The organism is Streptomyces sp. H27-C3 (assembly GCF_030063415.1).
Lineage (GTDB): Bacteria > Actinomycetota > Actinomycetes > Streptomycetales > Streptomycetaceae > Streptomyces.
Genome location: NZ_JASITA010000004.1, coordinates 126,975 through 151,325, shown reverse-complemented (window position 1 = coordinate 151,325; position 24,351 = coordinate 126,975). Strand labels below are relative to the sequence as shown.

General features: G+C 67.6%; 24 protein-coding genes, 1 tRNA gene, 2 pseudogenes and 1 riboswitch. Of the genes and pseudogenes, 18 read left to right on the top strand and 9 right to left on the bottom strand.

The genetic code is table 11. From position 1 onward, the window contains the following. Positions 1 to 190: 190 nt before the first annotated feature. The 4 genes from QMK30_RS05560 to rdgB all read left to right on the top strand — a co-directional run bounded on the left by QMK30_RS05560 (position 191) and on the right by rdgB (position 2,391). Positions 191 to 424, top strand: coding sequence for a PTS sugar transporter subunit IIB (locus QMK30_RS05560; protein WP_283516009.1), 234 nt, complete (start codon positions 191 to 193; stop codon positions 422 to 424). 79 nt (positions 425 to 503) lie between these two features. Beyond that, positions 504 to 1,244 carry a ribonuclease PH gene (gene rph, locus QMK30_RS05555; protein WP_283516008.1) on the top strand — a complete coding sequence of 247 codons (741 nt, stop codon included), beginning with the start codon at positions 504 to 506 and terminating at the stop codon, positions 1,242 to 1,244. Positions 1,245 to 1,364: 120 nt separating this feature from the next. Next, the gene (locus QMK30_RS05550; protein WP_283516007.1) at positions 1,365 to 1,751 is read left to right on the top strand and encodes a DUF8711 family protein; all 387 of its coding nucleotides are present in this window, start codon (positions 1,365 to 1,367) and stop codon (positions 1,749 to 1,751) included. Between the two features lie 37 nt (positions 1,752 to 1,788). Then, entirely contained in the window at positions 1,789 to 2,391 is a 603-nt protein-coding gene (gene rdgB, locus QMK30_RS05545; RefSeq protein ID WP_283516006.1) for an RdgB/HAM1 family non-canonical purine NTP pyrophosphatase, read from the top strand. Positions 2,392 to 2,434: 43 nt separating this feature from the next. Here the strand turns inward: rdgB and QMK30_RS05540 are convergent. The 3 genes and pseudogenes from QMK30_RS05540 to bcp all read right to left on the bottom strand — a co-directional run bounded on the left by QMK30_RS05540 (position 2,435) and on the right by bcp (position 3,590). Beyond that, positions 2,435 to 2,521: transfer RNA gene (locus QMK30_RS05540), tRNA-Leu, on the bottom strand. A gap of 246 nt (positions 2,522 to 2,767) precedes the next feature. Next, positions 2,768 to 2,998, bottom strand: a pseudogene (locus tag QMK30_RS05530) (MFS transporter); the annotation flags it as partial. Positions 2,999 to 3,122: 124 nt separating this feature from the next. Then, the gene (gene bcp / locus QMK30_RS05525) at positions 3,123 to 3,590 is read right to left on the bottom strand and encodes a thioredoxin-dependent thiol peroxidase (protein WP_283516005.1); all 468 of its coding nucleotides are present in this window, start codon (positions 3,588 to 3,590) and stop codon (positions 3,123 to 3,125) included. Between the two features lie 147 nt (positions 3,591 to 3,737). On the opposite strand from bcp, the gene QMK30_RS05520 reads away from it, so the two are divergent. From QMK30_RS05520 to QMK30_RS05510, 3 genes are all read left to right on the top strand, one after another. Continuing rightward, positions 3,738 to 4,058, top strand: coding sequence for a DUF3618 domain-containing protein (locus tag QMK30_RS05520; protein ID WP_283516004.1), 321 nt, complete (start codon positions 3,738 to 3,740; stop codon positions 4,056 to 4,058). Positions 4,059 to 4,111: 53 nt separating this feature from the next. Further along, positions 4,112 to 4,447, top strand: coding sequence for a GroES family chaperonin (locus tag QMK30_RS05515; protein WP_283516003.1), 336 nt, complete (start codon positions 4,112 to 4,114; stop codon positions 4,445 to 4,447). Between the two features lie 67 nt (positions 4,448 to 4,514). Next, positions 4,515 to 4,582: riboswitch (guanidine-III (ykkC-III) riboswitch) on the top strand. A gap of 43 nt (positions 4,583 to 4,625) precedes the next feature. Next, positions 4,626 to 4,946 carry a DMT family transporter gene (locus QMK30_RS05510; protein WP_283516002.1) on the top strand — a complete coding sequence of 107 codons (321 nt, stop codon included), beginning with the start codon at positions 4,626 to 4,628 and terminating at the stop codon, positions 4,944 to 4,946. A 14-nt stretch (positions 4,947 to 4,960) separates the two neighbouring features. Here the strand turns inward: QMK30_RS05510 and QMK30_RS05505 are convergent, their stop codons facing one another. Beyond that, complete coding sequence (locus QMK30_RS05505) at positions 4,961 to 7,405, bottom strand: transglycosylase domain-containing protein (protein ID WP_283516001.1); 2,445 nt, start codon at positions 7,403 to 7,405, stop codon at positions 4,961 to 4,963. 207 nt (positions 7,406 to 7,612) lie between these two features. On the opposite strand from QMK30_RS05505, the pseudogene QMK30_RS05500 reads away from it, so the two are divergent. Beyond that, positions 7,613 to 8,353: pseudogene (locus QMK30_RS05500) on the top strand (ABC transporter permease); the annotation flags it as partial. A 499-nt stretch (positions 8,354 to 8,852) separates the two neighbouring features. Continuing rightward, positions 8,853 to 9,566, top strand: coding sequence for a DUF1707 SHOCT-like domain-containing protein (locus tag QMK30_RS05495; RefSeq protein WP_283516000.1), 714 nt, complete (start codon positions 8,853 to 8,855; stop codon positions 9,564 to 9,566). A gap of 37 nt (positions 9,567 to 9,603) precedes the next feature. On the opposite strand, the gene QMK30_RS05490 is transcribed toward QMK30_RS05495, so the two are convergent. Beyond that, complete coding sequence (locus QMK30_RS05490; protein ID WP_283515999.1) at positions 9,604 to 10,896, bottom strand: SGNH/GDSL hydrolase family protein; 1,293 nt, start codon at positions 10,894 to 10,896, stop codon at positions 9,604 to 9,606. A 265-nt stretch (positions 10,897 to 11,161) separates the two neighbouring features. Here QMK30_RS05490 and QMK30_RS05485 point away from each other — a divergent pair, with 265 nt between their 5' ends. From QMK30_RS05485 to QMK30_RS05460, 6 genes are all read left to right on the top strand, one after another. Next, on the top strand, positions 11,162 to 12,466 hold the full coding sequence (locus QMK30_RS05485) for a DUF445 domain-containing protein (protein WP_502963075.1): 1,305 nt from the start codon (positions 11,162 to 11,164) through the stop codon (positions 12,464 to 12,466). 207 nt (positions 12,467 to 12,673) lie between these two features. Next, complete coding sequence (locus QMK30_RS05480) at positions 12,674 to 12,805, top strand: hypothetical protein (protein WP_283515998.1); 132 nt, start codon at positions 12,674 to 12,676, stop codon at positions 12,803 to 12,805. A 154-nt stretch (positions 12,806 to 12,959) separates the two neighbouring features. Continuing rightward, positions 12,960 to 13,388 carry a hypothetical protein gene (locus QMK30_RS05475; protein ID WP_283515997.1) on the top strand — a complete coding sequence of 143 codons (429 nt, stop codon included), beginning with the start codon at positions 12,960 to 12,962 and terminating at the stop codon, positions 13,386 to 13,388. After that, entirely contained in the window at positions 13,382 to 13,663 is a 282-nt protein-coding gene (locus tag QMK30_RS05470) for a helix-turn-helix transcriptional regulator (protein ID WP_283515996.1), read from the top strand. The genes QMK30_RS05475 and QMK30_RS05470 overlap by 7 nt, the downstream gene beginning before the upstream one ends. After that, positions 13,660 to 14,676 carry an NAD(P)-dependent alcohol dehydrogenase gene (locus QMK30_RS05465; protein ID WP_283515995.1) on the top strand — a complete coding sequence of 339 codons (1,017 nt, stop codon included), beginning with the start codon at positions 13,660 to 13,662 and terminating at the stop codon, positions 14,674 to 14,676. Before QMK30_RS05470 ends, QMK30_RS05465 begins: the two co-directional genes overlap by 4 nt. 495 nt (positions 14,677 to 15,171) lie before the next feature. Further along, the gene (locus QMK30_RS05460) at positions 15,172 to 16,158 is read left to right on the top strand and encodes a hypothetical protein (protein ID WP_283515994.1); all 987 of its coding nucleotides are present in this window, start codon (positions 15,172 to 15,174) and stop codon (positions 16,156 to 16,158) included. Here the strand turns inward: QMK30_RS05460 and QMK30_RS05455 are convergent. Together QMK30_RS05455 and QMK30_RS05450 are read right to left on the bottom strand one after the other, a co-directional pair. Further along, a complete protein-coding gene (locus tag QMK30_RS05455) occupies positions 16,145 to 16,345 on the bottom strand; it encodes a DUF397 domain-containing protein (protein WP_283515993.1) in 201 nt (66 codons plus the stop codon). The genes QMK30_RS05460 and QMK30_RS05455 overlap by 14 nt on opposite strands. Next, the gene (locus QMK30_RS05450; RefSeq protein ID WP_283515992.1) at positions 16,345 to 17,190 is read right to left on the bottom strand and encodes a helix-turn-helix domain-containing protein; all 846 of its coding nucleotides are present in this window, start codon (positions 17,188 to 17,190) and stop codon (positions 16,345 to 16,347) included. The genes QMK30_RS05455 and QMK30_RS05450 overlap by 1 nt, the downstream gene beginning before the upstream one ends. A gap of 207 nt (positions 17,191 to 17,397) precedes the next feature. Here QMK30_RS05450 and QMK30_RS05445 point away from each other — a divergent pair, with 207 nt between their 5' ends. Further along, positions 17,398 to 18,054 carry an ATP-binding protein gene (locus QMK30_RS05445; RefSeq protein ID WP_283515991.1) on the top strand — a complete coding sequence of 219 codons (657 nt, stop codon included), beginning with the start codon at positions 17,398 to 17,400 and terminating at the stop codon, positions 18,052 to 18,054. 112 nt (positions 18,055 to 18,166) lie between these two features. After that, complete coding sequence (locus tag QMK30_RS05440) at positions 18,167 to 19,096, top strand: YDG/SRA domain-containing protein (protein ID WP_283515990.1); 930 nt, start codon at positions 18,167 to 18,169, stop codon at positions 19,094 to 19,096. On the opposite strand, the gene QMK30_RS05435 is transcribed toward QMK30_RS05440, so the two are convergent. Continuing rightward, positions 19,093 to 22,233 carry a DEAD/DEAH box helicase gene (locus tag QMK30_RS05435; RefSeq protein ID WP_283515989.1) on the bottom strand — a complete coding sequence of 1,047 codons (3,141 nt, stop codon included), beginning with the start codon at positions 22,231 to 22,233 and terminating at the stop codon, positions 19,093 to 19,095. The genes QMK30_RS05440 and QMK30_RS05435 overlap by 4 nt on opposite strands. A 110-nt stretch (positions 22,234 to 22,343) precedes the next feature. Next, a complete protein-coding gene (locus QMK30_RS05430) occupies positions 22,344 to 23,369 on the bottom strand; it encodes an SEC-C metal-binding domain-containing protein (protein WP_283515988.1) in 1,026 nt (341 codons plus the stop codon). A 132-nt stretch (positions 23,370 to 23,501) separates the two neighbouring features. Here QMK30_RS05430 and QMK30_RS05425 point away from each other — a divergent pair, with 132 nt between their 5' ends. Beyond that, positions 23,502 to 24,311: a class E sortase gene (locus QMK30_RS05425; RefSeq protein WP_502963070.1), complete on the top strand. Its 810-nt coding sequence runs from the start codon at positions 23,502 to 23,504 to the stop codon at positions 24,309 to 24,311. The last annotated feature ends 40 nt before the right edge of the window (positions 24,312 to 24,351 follow it).

The following is a 24,351-nucleotide window of genomic DNA, read 5'->3' as shown; positions in this document are numbered from 1 at the left end:
GGCGTTGGAAACTGGTGTAGACCAGTCGCGATACGGTCCGGAGCTCGGCCGGAAGACAGGGCGCCGGTGATCGCCATCATTCGGTACGAGGCGTCTGCACGCCCGCGAAGTTGGGCCAACCGTGAGTTACCGTGTCAGAGCGGACCACGATGGGCCGAGACTTCGTGCTTTGGGAAACAGGGAGAAAGACATGGCCAGCAAGGCTGAGAAGATCGTCGCCGGTCTCGGCGGTATCGAGAACATCGAAGAGATCGAAGGCTGCATCACTCGCCTCCGCACCGAGGTCCGCGACCCCAGCAAGGTCGACGAAGTCGCCCTCAAGGCCGCGGGCGCCCACGGCGTCGTCAAGATGGGCACCGCGATCCAGGTCGTCATCGGCACCGACGCGGACCCCATCGCAGCCGACATCGAAGACATGATGTGAGCAACTGATCCGCCGGTGTTTCGAGGGCCCGTTCCGTATCCGGAACGGGCCCTCACCCATCTGCCGATAGGCTCGTCCCATGTCTCGTATCGACGGCCGCACGCCCGAACAGCTCCGCCCTGTCACCATCGAACGCGGATGGAGCAAGCACGCAGAAGGCTCCGTCCTCATCTCCTTCGGCGACACCAAAGTCTTCTGCACCGCCTCCGTCACCGAAGGCGTCCCGCGCTGGCGCAAGGGCAGCGGCGAAGGCTGGGTCACCGGCGAGTACTCGATGCTGCCGCGCGCCACCAACACCCGCGGCGACCGCGAATCCGTCCGCGGCAAGATCGGTGGCCGCACGCACGAGATCAGCCGCCTCATCGGCCGGTCCCTGCGCGCCGTCATCGACTACAAGGCCCTCGGCGAGAACACCATCGTCCTGGACTGCGACGTACTCCAGGCCGACGGCGGCACCCGCACCGCGGCCATCACCGGCGCGTATGTCGCCCTCGCCGACGCCATCACCTGGGCCCAGGGCAAGAAGATCATCAAGGCCAACCGCCAGCCCCTCACCGGCACCGTCTCCGCCGTCAGCGTCGGCATCGTCGACGGCGCCCCCCTCCTCGACCTCTGTTACGAGGAGGACGTCCGCGCCGACACCGACATGAACGTCGTCTGCACCGGCGACGGCCGCTTCGTCGAGGTCCAGGGCACCGCCGAGGCCGAGCCCTTCGACCGCAAGGAGCTCAACGCCCTCCTCGACCTCGCCGCCGGCGGCTGCGCCGACCTCACCGCGCTCCAGGCCCGCGCCCTGCAGACCGAGCCCATCCAGGGCTGAGCAACCGCCGACGCCCCACCGGCGTCGTAACGGATAGGGGCGCACGGCTAGAGCCGTGCGCCCGTCCGCGCAACCAGCCAGCCAGCCCGCTCGTCCGTATTACTTGGGGAGGACCGTTCCATGGCCGCCAGTCGTCGCCGTATAGCCGTCGCGATCGCCGCGACAGCCCTGGTTGTACCCATCACCCTCGGCTGCAGCGCCGTGAACAAGGCAATGGACTGCGTCCAGGCCGCAGACTCCATAGCGCAGAGCGTCGACAAGCTCCAGCAGGCCGTCTCCAACGCCTCGGAGAACCCGCTCCAGGCCGAACAGGCCCTCAACGACATCGACAAGGAACTGGCCGACCTCGGCGACAAGACCGACAACGCCGACCTCAGCAAGGCCGTCGACGACCTCAACACCGGCGTGGGCAACGTCCGTCAGTCCATCAAGGACGGCGACGCCACCCCCGACATCAGCCCGGTCACGAGCGCGGCCACCGAAATCGGCAAGGTCTGCACGCCGTAGTCCCGAGCCACTCCCGGGGCCCTGGGACAATCGGCCCATGACCCGCCTGATCCTCGCCACCCGCAACGCCGGGAAAGTAACCGAACTCCACGCGATCCTCGCCGACGCGGGCCTGCCACACGACCTGGTCGGCGCGGACGCGTACCCCGAGATCCCCGACGTCAAGGAAACCGGCGTCACCTTCGCCGAGAACGCCCTCCTCAAGGCCCACGCCATGGCCAGGGCCACCGGCCTTCCCGCCATCGCCGACGACTCGGGCCTCGCCGTCGACGTCCTGGGCGGCGCCCCCGGCATCTTCTCGGCCCGGTGGTCCGGCATCCACGGCAACGACCGCGCCAACCTCGACCTGCTCCTGGCCCAGCTCGCGGACATCGCACCCGAGCACCGCACGGCCCACTTCGCCTGCGCGGCAGCCCTGGCCCTCCCGGACGGCACGGAACGCGTGGTCGAGGGCCGCATGCCGGGCACCCTGCGCCACGCCCCTTCCGGAACGGGCGGTTTCGGCTACGACCCGATCCTCCAGCCGGACGGCTACGACATCACCTGCGCGGAGCTGACCCCGGCGGAGAAGAACGCGATCAGCCACCGGGGGAAGGCGTTCCGGGCGCTGGTGCCTGTGGTGCGGGAGCTGGTGGGCTGAGCAATGGTGAAGGGCCACCCCGGTGGGGTGGCCCTTCGCTCTGTGCGGCCGATGGGATTCGAACCCACCTAGTCCAAGAAGGACAAATCGGACCTAAACCGATCGCGTCAACCAGCTGCGCCACGGCCGCCAGCCGCCAGCCATCGTACCGGGCCGGCGGCTCTTGGGGGCATGGGGCGGCGTTTGCGCGAGTGGGTGCGACTCCTTCTTCCCATTGCGGCACCACGTCTCGGTGAGCGCATGGCAATTCGGGCACAGGTGGCGGAGGTTCTCGGGCCGGTTGTCGAGCCGGCTCCCGCTGATGTGGTCAATCTGAAGCGTGATCGCCTGGCCTCGCCATTCACCCGTGTCCCGCCCCCGCACCACCGCACCGCGTATGTCCGAGCGTTACGGCCAGGCAGCTGTAGATGCCGAAGTCGAACCACTCCATGGCATTGCCGAGCGACGCCGCCCCGACCGCCCGCTTGACTGCCGCCTCGTCGGTGATGGTGATGTCCGACCGGCGCAGCGCGGGATTCTGCCGTCTTCTGGCAGCTCGGAAGAGGTTGCGGTGGCGCTTGATCGCTTCGGGATCGGCAGCCTGGTCGTCGGGGCCTATGGCCGCCATGACAGGGTCCTTTCAATGGACATAAATCCAAGGTGAACACCTGCCTTGTAGTCAAGGTTGCAAACCAAGGCCCGGTGTTTCCGGAGCCCTGGTCACAGAAAATCCGTGTGCGGGGCCCGTGGGGTCAGATGTCGAGGTCCTTGATGATCTTCGCCACGTGACCGGTCGCCTTGACGTTGTAGAAGGCGTGCTCGACCTTGCCGTCCTCGTCGACGACGATCGTCGAGCGGATCACACCCGTCACCGTTTTGCCGTAGAGCTTCTTCTCGCCGTAGGCGCCGTACGCGGCGAGGGTCTCCTTGGACGGGTCGCCGACCAGCGTGACCTTGAGGTTCTCCTGGTCGCGGAACTTCGCGAGCTTCTCCGGCTTGTCCGGGGATACGCCGATGACGTCGTAACCGGCGCCGGCCAGCAGCTGGAGGTTGTCGGTGAAGTCGCAGGCCTGCTTGGTGCATCCGGGGGTGAGGGCGGCCGGGTAGAAGTAGACGATGACCTTGCGGCCCTTGTGGGCGGCGAGGGAGACCTCGGTGCCGTCCGCGTCGGGCAGGGTGAAGGCGGGGGCGGTGTCGCCGGTCTCGAGTCGCTCGCTCATCAAGGTCTCCAGGTGCGGGATGGTGCGGGGATAAGGGGGATACGCCTCTGAGCGTAATGGGGGTGCCGTGGGGTGCGGGGCGGCCTGAGCTGACAGACTGTCGACGAAGGACTACCGGATTCGGCCCACGACCACGGAGGCAGCGCAGTGTCGGATGCCAGGAACCCTGCGCAGATCGAGGCGGACATCAAGAGTCGGCGCGACCAGCTGGCCGTAACGCTCGACGAGATCGGGGTGCGTATGCACCCGAAGACGATCATCGGTGACGCGAAGGCCAAGGTCGCTTCGGCCGTGGACCAGAGCGCCGGCCGGGCGTTCGTCGCGGTGAACCGGACGGTGTCCGACGTGAAGGCACAGTTCGTGTCGGAGGACGGCGCCCCGCGTCTGGAGCGGCTCGTTCCGGTGGCGCTGGTGGCCGTGGGCCTGGTGGGCCTGCTCGCCGTGTCGGTGCGGCGCCGGCGGGGCTGACCGGGGCTTCCCCTCCTGCGTGCACCTGTTGTGCGGGCGGGTAGGTTCGTTGCGTGAGCGAGAACCCCACGCACGAGAAGTTGCCCATCCGGATGCTGCACGACCGGGTGCTTGTCCGGTCCGATTCTCCCGAGGGCGAGCGGCGTTCGGGCGGCGGCATTCTGATCCCGGCGACCGCCGCGGTCGGTAAGCGGCTCGCCTGGGCCGAGGTTGTCGCGGTCGGGCAGAACGTGCGGTCCGTGGTGCCGGGCGACCGGGTGCTGTACGACCCGGAGGACCGCGCCGAGGTCGAGGTGCGCGGCGTCCAGTACGTGCTGATGCGGGAGCGCGATCTGCACGCGGTCGCGTCCGAGCGGGTCTCGGACGACTCGACCGGTCTGTACCTCTAGCTCTCGTCAGCAGTCGCGAGTAGTCGTGTGAGGCCCGGTGACCGAGGTCACCGGGCCTTTCGGCTGCCCTTTGCTATCGTGGAAGCACCCCCGACGAGACGCGCCGTACCGGGTTGTACGCAAAGACGACGCACCCCGATGTATCGCCGTTTTCGCGTTTCGCTCCGGAGGTGCCGTCATGGCATGGGTCCTGCTTGTTGTCGCCGGTCTGCTCGAAGTGGGCTGGTCGATCGGTATGAAGTACACCGAAGGTTTTACGAGGCTCTGGCCCAGTATGTTCACGGGCGCGGGGATCGTGGTGAGCATGCTGTTGCTGTCGCATGCCGCCAAGACGCTGCCGATCGGTACGGCGTACGGCGTCTGGGTCGGTATCGGTGCGGCCGGTGCGGCGGTGGTCGGCATGATGGTGCTGGGTGAGCCCGCCACCGCCGCCCGGATCTTCTTCGTGTGTCTGCTGCTGGTCGCCGTCGTGGGGCTGAAGGCGACCTCCGGGCACTGAGTGCCCGGCCGGGGTCAGTCGCCCCGGCCGCCGTCCAGCAGGCCTCCGGCGGGTCCGCCGTCGCCACCGTCCCCGCCCCCGGTGTCGGTGGCGCCGCCGGTGTCCGTCGTACCGCCTCCCGTGTCGGTGGTGCCCCCGGTGTCGGTGGTGCCACCGGTGGCGGGTGTGGTGCCTCCGGTGTCGGTGGTCCCGCCCGTGGTGGTCGTGGTGCCTCCGGTGTCCGTGGTGGCGCCTCCGGTGTCGGTGGTCCCGCCGTTCGTCGGGCCGCCCTGGGTCTGGCCGCCCTGGGCCTGATCCCCGGTCCCGGTGCTGGGGTCGGGCTTCTCGCTCGCCGGGGGCTCGGGCGTATCGGTGTCCGCCTCCTCGGGCGGCGCCACCGGCTCCTCGGAGCCTTCCTCCGTCTCCAGGTCGAACTCCTGGATCTCCTTGCCCTTGAGCGCGGCGGCCGTGAACTGCCCCCAGATCTCGGCGGGCGCGCCACCGCCGTTGATGCGGGGCAGGCCGAGCGCTCCGTACAGCGGCTTCTGCACACCGGTTTCCGGGTCCTGGCCCATCACCGCGACGACGGTCGCCAGGTCGGGCGTGTAGCCCGCGAACCAGGCGGCCTTGTCCTCCTCGGCGGTGCCGGTCTTGCCGGCGGCGGGGCGCCCCGCGGACAGGGCGGCGGTGCCGGTGCCGCTCTCGACGACGCTCCGCAGGACGGAGGTGGTGGTGTCGGCGGACTCGCGGCTCACGGTCTGCTTGGCGTCCTGCTTGGGCAGGCCGATGTTCTGCCCGTCCTTGGTGATCTTCTGGACCATCGTGTACGTGCCGTGCTTGCCGTGGTTGGCGAGGGTCGCGTAGGCCTCGGTCATGTCGAGGACGCCGGCGGTGGCGACACCGAGCGCGATGGAGGGGTACGGGCTGAGGCCCGGGGTCTTGTCGGAGAGCCCGAGGTCGACGGCGGTCTCCTTGACCTTGGCGGGGCCGACGTCCTGGGCCATCTGCGCGTACACCGAGTTGATGGACTTGTCGGTGGCGGTGCGCACGGTGACGGGGCCGTACGAGCCGTCGTCCTCGTTCTCGGGGGCGTAGCCGGTCGGCCCGTCGGGGCCCTGCACCATCCGCTTGTTGGAGCCGTCGTAGATGGTGTTGGGGGTGATCGGGCGGCCGTCCTGGGTGGTGGAGTCGTTCTCGACGGCCGAGGTGAAGACGAACGGCTTGAAGGTGGAGCCGACCTGGTAGTCGCGGCGGGTGGCGTTGTTGACGTACTGCTTGGTGTAGTCGATACCGCCGTACATCGCGACGACCTTGCCGGTGGCGGGGTCGATGGAGGCGCCGCCGACGCGCACATTGCGGTCGGCCTTGCGGTCCTTGCTGGTCTGGGACATCACCTTGTCGTCGACGGCCTCGGCGAAGGAGGCCTGGTTCTTCCTGTCGAGGGTGGTGGTGATGCGGTAGCCGCCACGGGCCAGCGTCTCCTCGTCGATGATCTTGCTGTTGGCGAGGTAGTCCTCGACGGCCTGGACGATGTAGCCGCGCTGCCCGGAGAGACCGGAGGACCCCTTGGCTTTCTGCGGCGCGGGGAACTTCGTCGCGGCGCGGGCGGCGGGGCTGAGCCACTTTTCCTTGACCATGCCGTCGAGTACGTAGTTCCAGCGAGCCAGTGCCTGGGGCTTGTTCTCGGGGTGGGTCGCCACGTCGTAGGCGCTGGGGGCGTTGAGCAGGGACGCGAGGTAGGCGCCTTCCCCGGTGCTGATCTCGTCGATGTCCTTGCCGTAGTACGCCTGGGCGGCGGCCTGGATGCCGTAGGCGTTGCGGCCGAAGTAGCTGGTGTTCAGATAGCCCTCAAGGATCTGCCCCTTGCTCTCCTCGCGGTTGAGCTTGATCGCGATGAAGAACTCCTTCACCTTGCGGGTGACGGTCTGCTCCTGGCCGAGGTAGTAGTTCTTGACGTACTGCTGGGTGATGGTGGAGCCGGACTGCTTGCCCTTGCCGGTGAGGGTGTTCCAGGCGGCGCGGACCATGGCCTTGGGATCGACGGCCCGCTCCGAGTAGAACGCGCGGTCCTCGGCGGCCAGTACGGTCCGCTGGACCGTCTTGGGGATCTGGGCGAGCTTGACGTTCTCCCGGTTGACCTCGCCGTCGCGGGCGAGCTGGCTGCCGTCGGCGTAGAGGTAGACGTTGCTCTGGGCGACGGCGGCGCTGTTGGCGGGCGGGATGTCGACGAGCGTGTAGCCGGCCACGAAGCCGCCGCACAGGATCAGGCCGAGCAGCACGAAGGCGCCCAGGAGAAAGCGCCAGGTGGGCACGAGCCGGCGCAGGCCGGTGCGCTTGGGGCGCTTCTTCTTGCCCTTCTTCCCCTCCGTCGGCTGTTCCTGCTGTTCCTGCTGTGCGTCGGGGCCGGGGGTCGGCCCGGTGGCGGGGGCGGAGGGGTCCCGGGGTGCCCAGCCCTCGGGCTGCTGCGGCTTGTCACTCATGTCTCTGGAGACTCCCTGGCCCCGGCCAGAGGTTCACTCTCCGGCATAACGGTGTCGTATCGGGCGATTCGCGTGGTACGCCCATAAAACACTGTCGCACCACAGCTCCCGGACGCGACCGCAATCCGGTCGCGGCGGCCGACCCCCTTGGGCTAGGGTCGTGCGCTTTGGTGCCTGGCGGGGCTGACAAAAAGAGAGGGGGCTGACGTGCGTTTGTACGCGGTCGTCGCGGCGGGTGGATTCCGACGCTATGCGACGTACCGGGTGGCGACGGCGGCGGGGGGGTTCACCAACACCGTATTCGGCTTCATTATGGCCTACACCTACACGGCCCTGTGGGACCAGCGCCCGCAGCTCGGCGGATACGACCTCTCGCAGGCCCTCACCTATGTGTGGCTGGGGCAGGCGCTGCTGATGACGGCCGCGATGATGGGCGGCGGGTTCGAGGACGAGCTGATCGAGCGGATCCGTACGGGTGACATCGCCATCGACCTCTACCGGCCCGCGGACCTTCAACTCTTCTGGCTGGCAGGCGACTTGGGCCGGTCAGCCTTCCACCTACTGGGGCGCGGTGTCGTGCCGATGGCGCTCGGCGCCCTCGCCTTCGACCTGTCGCTGCCCGCGAACCCGCTCGTGTGGGTTGCCTTCCTGCTCGCGGTGCTGTTCGGCGTCGTCGTCAGCTTCGCCATCCGCTTCCTGGTGGCGCTCTCCGTGTTCTGGCTGCTCGACGGCGCGGGTGTGGCGCGGATGACGTTCATCGCGGGGCTCTTCTTCTCCGGCATGGTGCTGCCGCTCAATGTCTTCCCCGGCGTGCTGGGCGAGGTGGCGCGGGCCCTGCCGTGGTCCTCGCTGCTCCAGGTGCCCGCGGACATTTTCCTCGGCAAGTACGCCGGGTGGGGTCTGGCGGGGGCGTACGCCTTCCAGATCGGCTGGGCGGCGGCGCTGCTGCACGACCCCGAGGTGCTGTATCTCGACGAGCCGACCATCGGCCTCGATGTCATCTCCAAGGCCAAAGTCCGTGATTTCCTGCGGGACTTGAACACCGAGCGCGGCACCACGGTCCTGCTGACGACACGCGATCTGACCGACATCGAGCAGCTGTGCAAGCGCGTGATGGTCATCGACCACGGGCGGCTCGTGTACGACGGCGCGCTCGCCGGGCTGCACGAGGTGGGGCAGAGCGAGCGCACCCTGGTGGTCGACCTGGAGCGCGAACTGCCGCCGGTCTCGGTGGACGGCGCCCGGGTGACCAGAGTGGAGGGGCCGCGCCAGTGGCTGGCGTTCCCCGCGTCGGTGTCGGCGGCCCCGCTGGTCGCCGCGGTGGCGGCGAGGTACCCGCTGGCGGACCTGTCGGTGCGGGAGCCCGACATCGAAGCGGTGATCGCGAAGATGTACGCGGACCGCTCGGCGCTGTGACTGCGGCCACGCGGTGGCTACTGTGAACCGTATGACGAGTGGACTGCCTGAGATGCGCGCTTCCGACGCGGAGCGCGAACGATTCGCCGAGGTGCTGCGCGACGCCGTCGCCGAAGGGCGCCTCGACATGGAGGAGTTCGATCAGCGTCTCGGCGCGGTGTACAAGGCGCGCACCCAGGGCGAGTTGATCCCCCTGGTCCGCGACCTGCCCGCCGCCGGCACGGCCCCCGTGGCGCCGCTCGCCACCACATCGGCGGACACGCGGCGTTCCTGGCCCGCCCGGATCGGCGGAACGCGCACCTCCAAGGGCGCCGCCGCCATTTGGGGCGGCTTCGGCCGCCGCGGCACCTGGACGGTGGGCCGCACCTTCACCGCGGTCACGCTGATGGGCGGCGGCGAGATCGACTTGCGCGAGGCGAACTTCGAGGACCGCGACGTCGTGATCCGCTGCTTCGTCCTGATGGGCGGCGTCAGTATCGTCGTGCCCCCGGGCATCGAGGTGGACGTCAGGGGCTTCGGCTTCATGGGCGGCTTCGGCGACGCGACGACGGGCTCGGACGACCCGGTGGCCCCCGGCGCCCCGCGCGTGCGGGTCACGGGCTTCGCGATGATGGGCGGCGTCGGCGTCGAACGCAGGCGCACGAAGGCGGAGCGCCAGCGACTCAAGGAAGAGCGCAAGCAGCAGAAGCTCGAAAAGAAGACCGACCGTGAGATCGGGGAGGGCGAGCGCAAGGAGCTCGGCTGAGCGGCCCGGCGGGGACGGGCCCTCCCCGCCGGTCGGATCACAGCTCCGCCGGGGCGGTGCTCCTGCTGAGGGTCGCGGGGTCGAAGGCCATGCCCATCCGGCGGTAGCCCGCGTCGCTCGGGTGCAGGTGGTCGCCCGAGTCGTAGGCCGGGAGCAGCCGGTCGGGGGCGTACGGGTCGCGCAGGGCGCGGTCGAAGTCCACCACCGCGTCGAAGATGCCGCCCGCGCGGATCCGGTCGTTGACGGCGTCCCGCACCGCTTCGAGCTGGGGCGTGTGCACGCGGGTGCCCTCGAAGGGCATCAGGGTCGAGCCGACGACGCGCAGCCCGCGGGCGCGTGCCTGGCGTGCCAGCTGCTCCAGGCCCGCGGTGATCCGGGCGGGGTCCGCCTCGTGCGGCGGGCGGAGTATGTCGTTGATGCCGAGGACGATGACGACGGCCTTGGCGCCGGAGCGGGACAGGACATCGCGGTCGAAGCGGGAGAGCGCGCTGGGGCCCGTACCGTCCATCAGCAGGCGGTTGCCGCTGATGCCCTGGTTGAGGACGCTGTAGCGGCCGTCGAGGCGGTCGGCGAGCACGTCCGTCCAGCGGCGGTTGGCGCCCGCGGTGGAGGTGACGCCGTCGGTGATCGAGTCGCCGATGACGACGACCGCGCCCTGGGCCTTGCCGCTGAGGACATCGACGGCGGTGAGGTAGCGCCAGTACGGCGTCTGCCCGGCGTACAGGTCGCCGAGGACGTCCTGGGTGCGGTCGCCCTCCGCGATGTACGACGTCTGGCGGGCCCGCGGGTGGTGCGTGGCCGGGCCGCTGGGCGTGGGGGAGTAGGTGGTGACCAGCAGGTCGCCGTCCGCGGGGACCCTCAGCGGTGCCGCGTCGCTCAGTGCCTGCCCGCCCGCCGGGATGATCACGGTGGGGGAGCCGCCGAAGAGGAGCCGGCGCATGGTGCCGTTCGCCGCGGTCGGGGCGCCGGGGGTGGCCGCGACGGCGATCGAGGCGTGCGTGATGCGCAGCGGGCGGGTGCCGTAGAGGTTGGAGAGGGTGATGCGGGCGCTGCTGCCGCCGATGCTGGTGTGTACGACGTTACGGATGGAGCGCCCGGGGAAGCCGTTCTCCGTACCGGGTTCTGCGCCGGCGGGCGCGGTGGCCCAGGTGCCGGTCCAGGTGCCCGAGTTGGCGGGCGCCGCGGAACGCAGCGGCGTACGGGGGTGGGGGTCCGCTTGGGTGTCCTTGCCTGCATCACTCAGCGTCGCCCCGGCGAATATGGCCCCCGATACGAGGACCACCACCGCGGCGAGCGCGGCGAGCAAGGCATAACCGGTGCGCTTGGTCATGCTCGGTCTGTCTCCTCGGGCGCAGGGAGCCCGAGGCTCCATTTGATCTCACTCCATGATGCGCCATTGCACCTTCTGTACAGACGCCGGGAACTTGAAGTGCGTTCCATGAGTAGGGCAGGTAGGAAAAATATGTACGAGTGGGTGCGCGCACGGCGGACGGGTGGAGCGGATGGATCGCAGTAAAACGGAAGTTGCGGATATATCAGGCATGGAAGGTGCGAAGAACATCAACGACATGGCTGATATGGACGAAATGGCCGACATGAAGAATGCTTCCCGCCCCGCCGCTCCCTCACCCCTGCCCCCCTTCGCCTACAGCGCGGCGGACGAGGAGAAGCGCCAGGGCGTACGCCGCATGAAGGCGATGGCCACCGGGCTGCTGCTGCTGGTCGCGGTGATCTACGTACTCGCGACCTGGGCGAAGAATGAGGGCGTCACGGGCTGGCCCGCCTATGTCGCCGCGGCCGCCGAGGCGGGCATGGTGGGCGCGCTCGCCGACTGGTTCGCCGTCACGGCGCTCTTCAAGCGGCCGATGGGCCTGCCCATCCCGCACACCGCGATCATCCCGAACAAGAAGGACCAGCTCGGCGCCACCCTGGGCTCCTTCGTCGGGGAGAACTTCCTCTCCGCGGACGTCGTACGCGCCCGCCTGCGCGGCATCGGAATCGGCGGCAGGGTCGGGGTCTGGCTCGCCGAGCCCGCCCACGCCGACCGCGTCACGGCCGAACTCTCCACCGCCCTGCGGGGCGCCCTGACGGTCCTGCGGGACTCCGACGTCCAGGCGGTCGTCGGCGAGGCGATCACGCGCCGCGCGGACTCCGCGGAGATCGCCCCGGGCATCGGAAAGGCCCTGGGCAAGGTCGTATCCGACGGGGCGCACCACCGCGCCGTCGACCTGATCTGCAACCGCGCCCACAGCTGGCTGGTGCTGCACGGCGACTCGGTGATGGACGCCGTGCAGGGCGGGGCGCCGGGCTGGACGCCGCGCTTCGTGGACAAGAAGATCGGCGACCGCGTCTACAAGGAACTGCTGCGCTTCATCGGCGAGATGCGCGACATGCCGGCGCACCCGGCGCGCGGCGCGATCGACCGCTTCCTGACGGATTTCGCCGCCGACCTCCAGTCGGACACGGAAACCCGCGCGAAGGTGGAGCGCCTGAAGTCGGAGATCCTGGGCCGCGGCGAGGTCCAGGATGTCATCGCCTCGGCCTGGTCCTCCGTACGCACCATGATCATCTCGGCGGCGGAGGACGAGCAGAGCGAACTGCGCCTGCGCGTCCGCGCCTCGCTGATCTCGCTGGGCGCGCGCCTGGCGACGGACGGCCGTCTCCAGGCGAAGCTGGAGGGCTGGGTCGAGGACGCGGCGGTGTATGTGGTGACGACGTACCGCGGTGAGATCACCTCCCTGATCAGCGACACGGTCGCGGGCTGGGACGCGGAGCAGACGTCGAAGAAGATCGAGGCGAACATCGGCCGGGACCTGCAGTTCATCCGGATCAACGGCACGGTGGTGGGTGCGCTGGCGGGCCTGCTGATCTACGCGATCTCGCACGCCCTGGGCGGCTGACCCGCCCCGCCCCGCCCCACGCATAGGCTGGGCGCGCGACCGCTGTCTTCCTGTTACAGCGGTCGCACGCCCAGCCAGGGGGGGGAGTTGCACCCCTTAGTACGTACGGGGTGTGGCGGGTGTTCAACTGCCTTTGCCCGCAACGGGATCCGGTACCGACGATCTCGTACGGCAACCCGGTACCGACGATCCCGTACCGTGATCCGGGTGCCGACGATCCCGCTCTGGCTGTTCGCGGCCGTCGGTTCAGCCGCGGCGTACTTCGGATACCGCCGCACCATCGCCCGCTCGGGCCGGGTGCTGGCCCGGCTGGGCGAGGACGCCGCTCCCGGCCACTGACCAGCCCTGAATGCCCCCATGCCGCGCCGTGTCGAGCACCTCCCAAAGTCAAGCATCCTTTACATCATGTCGGCGATCCCATACATTCATGATGTCAAGGTTGCTTGACACGGGAATCGCGGGATCACCGGAAACGCGGAGCAGGGGAGCAAAGATGGCCCTCGAAGAGAAACGGGCCTGGATCATGGCCGTGGTCGCGGTCGCCGGCTATGCCGCGTACCTCGCCGTCGTCCTCGGCCGAACGGGAAGCGCGCCACTCGCCGAAGTGTCGTACGTCGCACCGCTGTTGTGGTCCGTGGGCGCCGCGATCGTGGCGGCGATCGTGCTCAACATCGCGGCCGCGGCGGCCTCGCCCCAGGATGCGGGCAAGAAGGACGTACGCGACCGGGAGATCAACCGGTTCGGCGAGTACGTCGGCCAGGCCTTCGTCGTCATCGGCGGCGTGAGCGCGCTCTGCATGGCGATGGCCGAGCTGAGCTACTTCTGGATCGCCAACGTGATCTACCTGGCGTTCGTCCTGTCGTCGCTCCTCGCGTCCACGGCCAAGATCGTCGCCTACCGACGGGGCTTCCAGCCATGGTGAAGCCGACCAGGGTCACCAACGCGATCCGCGCCCTCCGCTTCGCGCACGGCGAGATGACACAGGCCGAACTCGGCGAGCGCGTCGGCGTATCCCGTCAGACGATCATCGCCATCGAGCAGGGCCGCTACTCGCCGTCCCTGGAGATGGCGTTCCAGATCGCCCGCGTCTTCAGGGTCCCGCTGAACGACGTGTTCCAGTACCCGGCAGGCGACGGGGACGCCGACGGAGTTGCCGACGGAGTTGCCGACGGAGTTGTCGACGGGGGAAGGCCATGAGGGCGATCGCCCAGGACGGGTACGGCTCCCCGGACGTCCTCGAACTCCGGGACGCGCCCACCCCGCTCGCCGGGCCGGACGAGGTCCTGATCGAGGTCCGCGCGGCGGCACTCAACCCGGCCGACTGGCACTTCATGCGGGGCCAGGCCTACGTCGTACGCCTGGTGGGGTACGGAATGGGCTTCGGCCCGCGGGGCCCGAGGGTGAAGATCCGGGGTCTGGACGTGTCCGGCCGGGTCGAGGCGGTCGGCAGGAACGTGACCCGGTTCCGCAAGGGCGACGAGGTCTTCGGCCAAGGGAACGGCGCCTTCGCCGAATACGTAACGGCCCCCGAGAGCGCCCTTGCCCCAAAACCGACGAACCTCACGTTCGAGCAGGCGGCGGCGGTACCGGAGGCGGCGTCCACCGCCCTCCAGGGCCTGCGCGACGCGGGCGGCATCCAGCAGGGCCAACACGTCCTGATCAACGGCGCCTCGGGAGGCGTGGGCACGTACGCCGTACAGCTCGCGGTCGCGTACGGCGCGCACGTGACCGGCGTGTGCAGCACGCGCAACGTGGACCTGGTCGGCTCGCTGGGCGCGCACAAGGTGGTCGACTACACGCGCGAGGACTTCACCCGGGTCGCCGACCACCGCCCGTACGACGTGATCCTCGACCTGATAGGCAACCGCACGCTCTCGGAATGCCGACGCGTGCTCGCGCCCGAGGGGACCCTGGTGCTCTCGAACGGTGACGGGAGCCGCTGGTTCGGCCCGCTGGGAAGCCTCATCGGGGCGCTGGTGGTGTCCCCTTTCGTGGCCCAGAAGCTGCGCCCGCTGGCGGTCAGGTCGAACTTGGAGAACCTGACCACGCTCACGACCCTGATCGAGTCCGGCGAGGTCACCCCGGTCATCGACAGGACGTACCCGCTGAGCGAAACCCCAGCGGCGATGCGGTACTTGGAAGAGGGCCACGCCCGCGGCAAGGTGGTCATCAGCGTCGGGCCGCCGATCGCGCAGCCGCCGTCCACGTGACCGGCGGCTGCGGGCGACAGGGGTGACCGCGGACGGAATCCTCCACCCCAGTGGAAGAACGGGTCCACGACAAACATCTCGGCCGGTCGGAGCCGATAGCTGGGGGATGGGCGGGGGGCAAAGTCTCTGGCTGCGATGGTGCTCTTGTGGCAGCGCGCAGCGTCGTGGCCGACAGCGACAGCGACACCGGAGTGACACCGACAGCATCCGGATCACCCCGCTCGACGAGCGTCCGTGGTTGAGCGGCCGGCTCGGCCATCGGCTTCGGGGCCGGGTACGGGAGCGGACGGGGCGGGGTGATGTAGTGCGATGCGATGCGGTGTGATGTGGGTGGGGTGGGGCTGGGCGGTACGGGAGCGGGTGGGGCGGGGGCCGGGGGCGGGTGCCGGGCTTTGGCGCGTCACGATCGGAGCCGCAACTGTCCCCATCCTTGCCGCGACTGTCCCAAGATCGTAACTGCGGGTGATCGGCGGGGCTTTGGGGCGTTCACCCGGCATGCGTACCCGTACTCTCCCGCACCGCCTCGCGAACCACCCGCTCGTCCTCGCCCAGGACGGCCTCGCGACGACCGGGCAACTCCTGGCCCTGGGCAGCCCGTGGCCCACGATCACCAACCGCTGCCGTCCGGAAGGGCCTTGGCAACGCGTGCTGCCGCGGGTGGTCCTGCTGCGCCCCGGAGCGCCGACCCCGCACCAGCGCATGCGCGCCGCGCTTCTCTACGCGGGCGAGGACGCGCTGCTCACGGGCCCGGCGGCGCTCGCGCTGTACGCGGTACGGGCAACGCCGCCATTGGCGCGGGTGGGCGCGGTGGACGTGCTGGTCCCCAACGCGCAACGCCCGCGGGGCCATTCGTACGTACGTATCCAACGCACCCGCCGCCCCTGCCGCAGGCTCCCGGTGCAGGGCCTGCCGTGCGCCCCGCTGCTGCGCGCGGTCTCGTGCACGGTGCCGCGGCTGGCCGGCCCTGACAAGGTCACGGCGCTGCTGGCCGAGGTGGTGCAGCGGGGCCGTTGCACGGTGGACGAGCTGGTGGCGGAACTGCGCGCGGCGAAGCTGGGGAACACCCCGGGGGTCGCGAACGCGGTGGAGGCGCTGACCGTCGGCGTCCGCTCGATCGCGGAGGCGCGGGCCCGCGAAGCCCTGCGCGCGGGCGGCATCCCGGACGCGCTGTGGAACCCGACGCTGCGCACGCCGACGGGCGAATTCCTGGCTCGCCCGGACGCGTACTGGCCCCGCGAGGGTCTGGCGCTGGAGGTCGACTCGGAGGAGTTCCACCTGGGCCCCGCCGAGTACCGCGCCACGCTACGCCGCCGCCTGCGCATGGAGGCGCACGGAGTGGAGGTGGTCAGCGTGGCCCCGGCCATCGTCCGCGACCACCCGGCGGAGCTGGTGGCAGCGGTCACGGCGAAGCTCCGGCTGGGCGCGGCGCGTTCGAAGCCCCCGGCTGTGGTGGTTTACCCGGCCAACCTCAGCGTGGGCTGAACTCCCCGCGCTGGACGGCCTGTACGAAACCGGCCCAGGCGGCGCGTGGGACGTCGATGCGGGGGCCACCGGGGACTTTCGAGTCGCGGACGGCGGTACGGGTGGCCAGTGCGGCCACCTCGACGCACTCGGTGCCGCTGCCGCCGCTGTACGAGGACTTGATCCAACGCAGGCCTTCGTGACCCATCACAGCTCCTTAGTGACCTGATTCAGGAATGTATTCGTCGACTCGATGCCGAGCGACTGCGCTTGTAGGTACTCGAACGCCAACTTATAGCGTTCGAGTTCCTCAGGCTTCTCCATGAAGAGCCCGCCGCCAATGATGTCGACGTACACCACGTCGAGTTCGACTGTTTGACCTGCGAGGATTACGAAGCTTCCGACGGCTGCCGCGTGGGCTCCGCTCGCGAACGGAAGTATCTGGATGGTGATGTGGGGGCGCTCAGCTAGTGCTAGCAGGTTCCTCAGCTGGTCTCGCATGACACGTTGGCCGCCCACCATGCGGCGGATCACGGCCTCGTCGATGACGGCCCAGATGTGGGGCGGGTCTTGTCGCTCCAAGAGCTCCTGCCGCTTTATGCGGACGTCGACCATGTGTGCAATCTCTTGGTCGGTGCAGCGCATCTCGGAGGCACGGTGCACAGCCTCGGCGTATGCCCGGGTCTGGAGCAGGCCAGGGACGTACATGCAGGAGTAGTGGTCCTCGCGTACGACCTCGTCTTCGAGAGTCAGCATGAGGTTCATCGAGTTGGGGATGGGGTCGGCGAGTGATCGCCACCACCCGCGGATCTTCGCGTCCTTGGCAAGCTCGACGAGCGTGCGGCGCTCCTGCTCCGAGGCGCCGTACTCACGACAAAGGGCTTCGACCGCAGGCCATTTGACTGACCCGTCTTTCGTCTCGTAACGGCTCAGGGTGGCTTTGGAGATGCTGACGAGGGCTCCGGCGTCCTCCAGCGAGAGCCCCTTCCGTTCACGCAGTCTGCGAAGGTCGGCGCCGAGCTGGCGCCTGCGCGTGGTTGGTCCAACTGCCATGTCCGTGCTCCTCCATGTCGATCTACCAGAGCGTGCACGGCGCGTGCCCATGCAGACAAGACGGCGTGCGCCGGGGGCGCGCGCAGTCGTCGCGTGCTCCACCAACTCCACAGTGAGAGTTCCATATTGAGAGTTCCAATGTCACGCTGGGTGCGAGGTTCGCTGCACCATGAAATCGCGATACCAGTGAAGGTGAGGGCTGTCGCCATGGATGTACGTCAGTGCGAGGTTCAGAGGAAGGCTTGGGAACTGCCCTTCCTAGCGGAGGCGAGAGAAGTTGCCGGTCTGAGGCGCGTTATGGCGTTGCAGTTGAGGCTCTGGGGGCTTTCGGAACTGACGGACGTCGCTCAGCTCTGTGTGACTGAACTGGTGACCAACGTGATCACCCACGTCGGTTACGAGACGCCGACGACGCTCGCCGTCTCCATGGCCGGCACGCGCCTCCGGATCGAGGTCCGCGACCCGGATGCGCGTGCGCTGCCCACGTTGCTCGCCGCCATGGACGGTGACGAAACAGGTAGAGGGATGGCGATCATCGATGCGATCACGGATCGCTGGGGTGTCATTCTGCGCGCGGACTCCAAGGTGACGTGGTGCGAACTCCGCACGGACCTGGCTACCCCATCAGGTCACACTGGTGGGAAACGGGTATCCACGGTCGAGGCGTTGCTGGCGCGCTACTGCGAGATGGTGCACCCCCGTGCTTGCTCGACGGGCCCACTGGAGGTGGCTGTTGCGGAGGAAGTGGCAATCAATCTGATCGCCGACCTCCTCCACTGGCTTCGTGCGCACGGGTGCGATCCGGACGAGGCGCTGGACCGTGCGCAGATGAGCTTCGAGGTTGAGGTGGGAGAGGTGGCCTAATCGAGCCTCAGACCCCTGGCGAGGCTCGCTAACAGGCCATATCTCCGACACTTTCGGACACCCGCGACCGGAGTCTGCCTGATGTGATCGAAGTTGATCGCAACATGTTCGGATGACGTCATACCAAGCTGTTTTCGGGCACGTAGATGTGTCCCCCGGTACGGCCTTCGCGTCCCGGAAGGAGGTTAAGGCCGCCAAGCTGCACAAGGAGGGGGAGGCTGGGATTTCTTGGGGGCTTGATGGCGGGGGGAAGCAAGCTGCTGATGCGATAGTGCTCAGCAAAGGGTACCCGGACGATCGGGATCTCTGGGATGAGGTTATTTATACGGGTGTTGGCGGCCAAGATAGAAGCAAACGGCAGGTAGCGAGTCAGTCATGGGAGCATCCGGGAAACGCCGGCCTGCAGCGGAGTCGGATCACGGGAAAAGAGATTCGCGTGATCCGCGGATTTCGCGGCGATTCTACTTACTCACCCGCTGACGGATATCGGTACGACGGGCTGTATGAGATCGTCGAAGAGTGGCAAGAAGTGGGCGTGCACGGGTTTCAAATGTGCAGGTTCAAGCTGCGTCGGCTAGAGCAGGACCTGCAGGAGTTGACTCCGCTTGAGGATCAGTTCCAGGGCCTTCTGAAGGGGGCCGCTCCCCGGCGGGTCGGCACCGTTAACCGGATCATCCGAGACACGGCAGTAGGGCGCCGGGTGAAGCGCTGGTACCAGCACACTTGCCAAATATGTCAGCTTTCGTTGGTCGTCGGGGCGGGAGGAGCGAGCTATGCGGAGGGAGCTCACATCCAGGCCCTGGGCGAGCCCAGCAATGGCCCGGATGTCGATGGAAACGTTCTATGCCTGTGTCCAAACTGCCATATACGGCTGGACCGTGGGGCGATCTATTTGACCGATAATTTTGAGGTCGTTGATCGCTATGCAGAGGGCCCGGTCACAGGGAAGGTCGAGCTCGCTACAGTGAAAGAGCACCGGATACGGCAGAGGTTCGTCCAGGCTCATCGCCGCCACTGGAAAATAGAGGGTTCGACTTCTTAGCTGGCCGCAATCGCCGAATAGGTCCAGACATCAGCTGGGACCTCGTGGCGGAGCTTCCAGATGATTCCCATGGGCTTGCTTCCCTTATGCTCGACGTACTCGGCTGGACCGAGCAGAATCCAGGGCTGCGCTTTACCGACGTCGGTTTCTTTGTAGCGCCGCATGAAGAGCAGGATGTGGCTACCCAGTTGTGCATGCTGCTGGTAGCGCAGCCCCGTCGGAGAGTTCTCCGCCGTGGTGCTCTGCGACTCCCAGTGGAAGAGAGTCGGACTTCTGGCATAGTCCTTGTAGCGAATGGTGGGAGAGAAGTCCTTCTCGTTTTTCTCGAGTGTGATCAGTAGTGCGTCAGTGTTGAGTTCCTTGGCTGAGGCAACTCCCTGCGCGAAGGAGCCGGGCATTTGGCCACCAAGTTGGGCCACTCTCAGGGCGGCAAGGATCTCGGAGCGGTTGTATGAGCTGTGGACGTTCAAGGGGAGGCCATGATGAGGAGCCTCAAGCGGGAGCGGGAAGTGGTCAGCCTGATCGAGTACATGGGCCAGAACCTGCCGGAGCTCGCTACGCACAGCATGTTGATCGCGCAGCGAATCGAGTCCTTGCTCGTAGCTCGAGAAGCCGCCGCCTTTATCCCATAGCGTGAAGAAGAGCATGCGTGCGTAACCCTGCTGGGTCGCGTCCAGATTCTCGTAGCGCGGTGCATTATCTGCAAGGAGTCGGGTGTACGTGTCGGCGCGCTCGGGGTCGTCGACATGCAGAAAGGCGTGGATGCGCTTGAGGAGTTCCTCCTCGCCTGTTGGTGCGGGTTCAGTGCCGAGGCCGGCATAACGTAGTATTTGCGTCCAGGAGCATTTCCCTTTGTAGAGCTCTTTGATCTCCCGTCGATTTTCCCTGAGGTATGACGAGAGGTCGGCCTGGCCGTAGCCCTTCGCTTCTTGCGCGAGGGTCTTGATGTTGGCCTTGAGCTGTGTGCGGATGTTTTCGAGGATCAGGTCCTTGGACTTTCCCTCCAGGATAATTTGGCACCCTGAGGGCAGCTGCGGGAAGTCATGATCAATGTGGTCTATGAGCCGGTTACGAGTGAGGTTTGTAAGAGCGCGGAACTGCGCTTCGAAGCGGAACTCGGCTCGGTGCTGACCGATGAAGTCGAGGACGGTCAGGACAGGCTTGCTCTCCGTGCGGCGTAGCCCTCTCCCCAGTTGCTGTAGGAAGATCGTGGCACTATTCGTGGGGCGTAGAAGGAGGATGGTGTCAACGTCGGGGATGTCGAGTCCCTCGTTGAAGAGGTCCACGGAGAAGATTGCTTGAAGCTTCCCGGCGCGCAGATCTTTCAGGGCTGTATCCCGCTCGCTTGGCGGCGAGTCGCTGTCGAGAGACTTTGCTTGGAACCCGGCCTGACGGAAGAATTCGGCCATGAAATGCGCGTGTGCCTTCGTCACGCAGAACCCTAGAGCGCGCATCGTGCCTGGGTTGGAAATTTTGCTCTGAACTGCTTTGACAACCAAGCGAGCGCGGGCGTCGTTGCCGGTGAAGATGTTCCCCAACTCGGCTTGGTCGTAGGCGCCCTTCTGCCAGCTCAGTGCCGTCAGATCCGTTCCGTCGGGGATCCCGAAGTAGTGGAAGGGGCACAGCAGGTCATTCTCTAGAGCTTCCCAGAGTCGCATCTCTGCGGCAATGCGGCCATCGAAGAACTCGTCCTGCACGTTCTTCCCGTCCATTCGTTCAGGGGTGGCGGTCAGGCCGAGAAGCTGCTCAGGTTTGAAGTGATCGAGGACTCGGCGGTAAGTGCTCGCCGTGGCATGGTGAAACTCATCGATGACGATCACATCGAAGTGGTCATGCGCGAGATGTTCCAGGCGTTGATCCGTCAATGATTGGACACTGGCGAATACGTGCTTCCAGTCCCGCGGAAGCTCGCCGCTGTAAAGAAGCTCCCCGAAGGAGCCGTCATCAAGCACTGCTCGATAGGTGCGACGAGACTGCTTAAGGATCTCCTTGCGGTGGGCCACGAAGAGCAGTCGCAGGTCTCTCCCGTGTTCGCGGACCAGAGCCCGGAAGTCCAGAGCAGCCATAACCGTCTTGCCAGTCCCAGTAGCTGCAACCAGCAGGTTCTGGTCCCAACCGTGGATGTCTCGCTCGACACGAAGACGCTCAAGCATGTCGCGCTGGTGAGCGAACGGCTGCATTTTAAGCGAGGAAAGGCTGATCTTCTTGTCGTCGGGCGCACGTGTCCCACCAGCCTGAGCTAGCGCTTCGTCGAGACGCGCTGCATCACGATCCGGGTCGTACGACTCGAAGGCGCTCTCGCTCCAGTATGCGTCGAAGGTGGCCTCGAACTTGTTGAGCACAGCGGGCGTGGCGACCGCCGACAGACGTACGTTCCACTCCAGCCCATCGAGCAGCGCTGCCTTGGAGAGGTTGGAACTTCCCACGTAGGCCGTGTCGAAGTGAGTGTTGCGGCGGAACAGCCAGGCTTTGGCATGCAACCGTGTCGAACGGATCTCGTAGTTGATCTTTACTTTGGCACCGAAATCACGGACCAGGCGATCGAGCGCATGCCGATCAGTCGCCCCCATGTACGTGGTGGTGATGACTCGGAGAGGCACGCCACGTTCCTTAGCGGCCATCAAGGAGTCCTCGAGCACGCGCAACCCATACCACTTCACGAATGCACACAAGAGGTCAATACGGTCCGCAGTTGCGAGCTCGGCCCGCAACTCACCGCCCAGGCTCAATTCGCCGGGTGAGTTGGTGATGAGTGCCGTTTCGGACAGAGGCGTTAGGGGGCGCAGAGTGTAGACCCCAGGGGCTTCCTGCTCGGCCAGAGACAGTAGCTGACGCGGACCATCCGCGATGCGCGCGTCGGGGCCAGAGTCGTCCTGGCTGGTGGCCAGGGAGGTCATGACCTGGTTCGCAGTGGCGACTTGCTTGTCGTGGGGGAGGTTGCGTAGCGCACGTTGAATCGCGTTGCTGAGGTGTCGGGCGAGGACGTGAGGAGAGGACTCTTCGCTGACCTCCGCGTCGATGACCTTCCATCCCACAGCTTCGAGGTCGTCCAGCTGACCCTGTACGCGGTAAGTGATGAGCTCTTCGTACACCCCTGCAACCGGGTGTGTGAGATCCCCCGAGTCGTCCACGGACACTCCCTTGATCAGTGGTTGCTACACAGCCCAGTTTTAACAGCAACCACTGACAACCGCCGGCTTGTTCAACCGGACAGGGCCGGGAATTCAGACAGCAAGCCGGTCGAGGGCTACGACTTTCGCGCCACCCCATGGCACCCCCGATAAGCCACCCCCGACCCGCACCAGCAAGGTGAGTTGCGGGCCGGGGGCCAAGGTGTCGCTCGGCCCCGTGCCGCCAGGGTTGTGGCGTACTGGGGGAGTAGGGATGCCTCCGCCGGGGACGACGACTCCGAGGCTGCGAAGGCTTCGTACGACGGGACCGTGCCCGTCACGATGCCCAGGTTCAGGGTGCCCGTCGACGCGAGGTCGCGCAGGGACGATTCGACCGCCGTCAGGTGTGCTTCGTGCGAGGGGTACTCCGTTGCGAGCGTGGGGTAGGCCGTGAGGAGTTCGCGCAGCTCCGGGTCCGACCAGTGCAGCATCGCCACCGGGAACGGGCGCGAGAGTGCCGTGCGGTACGTGCCCAGCTCCGCTCGGAGGCGGGCGATCTCCGCCTGGAGCTCCGCCGGGTTGTCCGAGCCCAGCGCCCAGAGTCGCTTCGGGTCGTGCAGCTCGTCCAGGGCGATCGCGCCCGGGTGGACGATGTCGGCCTGGGTGTCCCACTCGTCGTGCGGCAGGCCCAGCAGGCGGCGTACCCGGTGGCGGCCGGCCAGCAGGGACTGGGCCGTGTACGGGACCTCTTCGGCGGGGTCGATCAGCAGGTCCACCGCCGTCGAGAAGCACTCGTGGGACGCCTGGAGTTCGTCGTGGGACTCCAGCGCCTCCGCGATGATCTCCCACGGCGCCGCCTCGCGCGGGGCCGCGGCGCGGATGCCGTCGATGATCGCGCGGGCCTCCGCCTCGTGGCCGAACTCCCAGAGGTTCGCGGCCTTCAGGGCCTTGACCAGGTAAGGGTGCTCGGGGGTGCCCGCGAGCAGGCTGTCGTACAGGGTGGCCGCGCGGGGGCGGTCGCCGGACAGCTCCAGGTGGGCCGCGGCCTGCAGGAGCAACGGCTCCTGGTCCTCCGGGTACTGCGCCGCGGTGCGCAGCAGTCGCTCGGCTTCGGCGGCGTGCTCGGTGTGGTCTGCGTGATCGGCAGGCGTGTCGGGGCGCATGCGTCACACCGTACTGCTGTGCGGCACACCTAGGAGAGGGCGCACAGCGTCACAGCGCGGACGTGATTCGGGCCAGGGAGGAGAGTCCCCGCGGTATGGAGAGTTGGCCGGGATGGGCCTATCGTGCCCGCCGTGCGGAGGCAGAGGCGGATTCCGGTTGTGGTGCGGCGCACCTCCAGAGGGCGCATCGCCGCCGCGCGCGGGCTGTGGGCCGGTGCGGAGATCGCGGTGACCTTCGGAGTCGTCGTACTGCTCCTCGTCGTACATCAACTGTGGTGGACCAACCGCCAGGCCCGGGACGGCGCCGAGCGCGAAGTCCAGGCTCTGGAACGGGAGTGGGTCGCGGGGGAGCGTGCGGAGGGAGCGGGGAGTGGCGAGGACAGGGGGCTCGCGGCGGATCTTCCGGCTGAGGCGGGGGAAGCGTCGGCGGAGCCGAGCGGGGGCGCGCCCGGCGCTCCGCGCGCCGCTCGGAAGCCCCCCGCGCCTCGGTGGGATCAGGCGTACGCCATCCTCCGCGTCCCCCGCCTCGATGTGACCGCTCCCGTCGCTCAGGGCATCAGCAAGGGCGGCGTACTCGACAAGGGGTACGTCGGGCACTATCCGCAGACCGCCCAGCCGGGCCGCCCCGGGAACTTCGCGCTTGCCGGGCACCGCAATACGCACGGGGAGCCCTTCCGGTACATCAACCGGTTGCGCGGCGGCGACGAGATCAGGGTCGAGACCAAGGACGCGGTCTATACGTACGCGGTCGGCAGGACCCTCGCGCAGACCACCGCGCGGGACAGCGGTGTGATCGCGCAAGTGCCGCGCAGCAACCTCCGGAACGGCGTCGGATACAGCGAGCCCGGGTACTACCTCACGCTCACCACCTGCACGCCCGAGTACACCTCCAAGTACCGGCTCGTGGTGTGGGCGACGTTGACGTCGATGCGGCCGCGCTAGCGGGGCATGGGCGCGGCGCATGCGCGCCATGGGTGTCGCG